At 32.3% G+C, this 2,962-nt stretch carries 2 protein-coding genes; both read right to left on the reverse strand.

The features are described from left to right. Positions 1-40: 40 nt before the first annotated feature. Positions 41-1,048 carry an aspartate--ammonia ligase gene (gene asnA / locus ACKI67_RS01285; protein WP_407461584.1) on the reverse strand — a complete coding sequence of 336 codons (1,008 nt, stop codon included), beginning with the start codon at positions 1,046-1,048 and terminating at the stop codon, positions 41-43. A 17-nt stretch (positions 1,049-1,065) separates the two neighbouring features. Continuing rightward, a complete protein-coding gene (locus ACKI67_RS01290; protein WP_407461585.1) occupies positions 1,066-2,763 on the reverse strand; it encodes an ATP-grasp domain-containing protein in 1,698 nt (565 codons plus the stop codon). Positions 2,764-2,962: the final 199 nt, after the last annotated feature.

The following is a 2,962-nucleotide window of genomic DNA, read 5'->3' on the forward strand; positions in this document are numbered from 1 at the left end:
AAAAATAAAAAAAGAAGAAAAAAGAAGTTAATAATTTAAACTAAATTACATTAATATTATGTGCAGTTAACTCCTTATACACTTCCATTGGCCATACAGAAGACTGAACTTCTGCAATATGAGCTCTTTGTAAGAAAAACATGAAGATTCTTGATTGACCAATTCCTCCGCCAATACTATAAGGCAAGACTTCATTTAAAACATTTTGATGATATGGTAAACTTTCCCTTTCTTCACAGTCTGCCATTTTAAGTTGCTTAGGAAGTGAATTTTCATCTACACGAATACCCATGGAAGAAAGCTCTAAGGCAATATCCAATACAGGATAATAAACCAAAATATCTCCATTCAATCCCCAATCATCATAATCTGGAGCACGGCCGTCATGAGGTTTACCGCTATCCAACGGACCACCAATTTTCATCAAAAAGACAGCACCTTTTTCCCTTGTGATTAAGTTTTCTCTTTCTTTAGGTGTTTTATCAGGCCAACGATCCTCCAATTCCTGTGTAGTTACAAAATAAATTTCCTTAGGAAGAAACGGATTCATGAAATGATATTTTCCGCACATATAATATTCTGTCTGTTTTAGAACCATATAAATTCTGAAAACAGTTTCTTTTAAAGTGTCAATATTTCTTTCAGACTTATCTATGACCTTTTCCCAATCCCATTGATCCACATAAATGGAATGGATATTGTCAGTCTCTTCATCCCTTCTGATTGCAGTCATATTAGCATATAACCCCTCTCCTTTTTCAAAACCATATTGATACAAAGCCAATCTTTTCCATTTAGCTAAGGAATGAACAATTTCCACTTCCTTATTCTGTTCTGTAATGCAAAATTTAACAGCTTCTTCAACACCGTTTAAATCATCATTTATCCCACTGTCAGCTGTTACGAAAATAGGTGCAGCAACACGTGTTAGATTAAGTGCTTCTGCAAGAGCATTTTCAAAATAATCTTGTACTTCTTTAATTGCTTGTTGGGTGTCTTTCATGTTTTGGGGACTTTCATATCCCTCCGGAATACAAATACTTTCCATAATATCTCCTTATTTAATTATTTTTTAGATGCAATGATTGTGTCAAATACCCCATATGGAGGCAATTCTATTTTTAATCCTGCAGCTTTAACCAATACTTCCATACTGTTTTTACCTCCATCCAAGAGGTCATAAGTATTTTCTGGAATAAAAATCAAACCGTTCTTTTTGATTTTTGAAAAAGTTGCCCAAATAGATTCGATAACATCTTTAGGCGAGTTGTTGCAAATAATTTTATTTAAATTAATAACAATAAAATCAAATGATCCTATAACATCCCCTACATCTTGAGGTTTGACCTGTAAAATATCAATATCATCAATGAACTGATCGGTTACTAAAAGACCAATACCATATTTTTGACATTTTTCTACCAATGGCCTTATCTCATTTATATATACTTCATCATCTTTAAGTTCAGCATCATGCTTTCCACTACTCAATACCATCGAAAAAGCATTTCTTTCAACGTTTCTGATAAATTCAATGTCCTTTTGAACTATGGATGCATCTTCGTGAACCAAATATACAGTACCTGGACTTGTATTCAAATCCTCAGTCTTTAGGTATTGTTTGGAATATCCATGACCTAAATCATCTAGTTTAGTCCTTAAATGGCTTTCTAATTTAAGACTGATATTTTTCATAGGTGCTGATCTTGCTACAATATCCTTAGGAGCTATGAAAAATTTTAGTGAAGCATGAGCAAACAATTGATATGGTCTTTTCATTTGCTCTTTAAATAAATCCGGTTTTAGATAAGCATATAAAATACTGTCTGTTTCATGTTGACCGGAAACCCTATCCAAAAATTCTGCAGACATGTCTCCGCCCATTGGACGACAATTGACCTCTATAAGTACAGGACCTTTATCATCAATCATATATTCTCCATGAACAGGACCATATCTGATTCCAAGTGCATCTGCTACATTATAAGCATATTCAATCATTTCTGATTCGCCAATACTTAATTCATTAATGGAATCCATTGAATCATATATTATAGCACCATCATTAGTTCTGATCTTATGGTATTTCCAAACAGTTGTTACACGATGCATGCCTTCACAGGATACTGTATTCACAATATATTCTTCACCTTTAATACGTTCTTGAATCAAGAACTCCTCATTCTCATCCCCATATTCATTGGTTTTATGAACCAATAATTTGAATGCTTCAATGAATTCTTCCCTGCTTTCACAAATTCTAACACTTGCAGATCCCGAACCATAAACTGGTTTAATAACAACCTCTGTTAATCCTTCGCTGTCATAAAAATCCAATGCATCTTCAATATTGGTTACATTTTTACCTTTAATGTGTCTAAGACCACATTCAGCCAAACGGTTTTGCATTTCATTCTTTAAGGTCATGGCATCTAAATTTTCAATATCGTTAGCCATAAGGTCTAAATCATAAGCCAATTTAGATGCCAATATAACGCCCCTCTCATTAGCTGGTAAGACTAAAAGAGGATCATAAGATTTTACCATTTCAAGAGTCTCAACATATGTCTCCTTCTCATGAATCACTTCAAAATCATGTTTGATGGCAGCATAACCGTTTTTAACAGCTTGATAATATAATTTTCCCTCTTCAGTATCAGCAACATTTGTTTCTAAAATAACAGGGTTAAAACCCATATTAGCAATATCTCCAATAAAATTTTTTCCAGTGGATTTACATTCTACAACAATGATATTTTTCATAGATAACTCTCCAACATTTGAAATCATTATATTATTGATAATTATAAAAAAGCAGAATAAAATTTAAAAGAAAATATTGTAAACCCTAAAATAGGATTTGAAAATTAAAAAAATAACTTAATTTATTTTATTCATCTTTCATCCCTTAATTACCAATATTATTTATAAAAAAGAGAATATATAAAGATTTTCGAATGTA

The sequence above is a fragment of the Methanobrevibacter sp. genome, assembly GCF_045577275.1.
Taxonomy (GTDB): Archaea; Methanobacteriota; Methanobacteria; order Methanobacteriales; family Methanobacteriaceae; genus Methanobrevibacter.

Excerpts from the sequence above, each read along its gene's own strand:
- asnA (WP_407461584.1), bottom strand. The coding sequence starts at position 1,048 with ATGGAAAGTATTTGTATTCCGGAGGGATATGAAAGTCCCCAAAACATG.
- ACKI67_RS01290 (WP_407461585.1), bottom strand. The coding sequence starts at position 2,763 with ATGAAAAATATCATTGTTGTAGAATGTAAATCCACTGGAAAAAATTTT.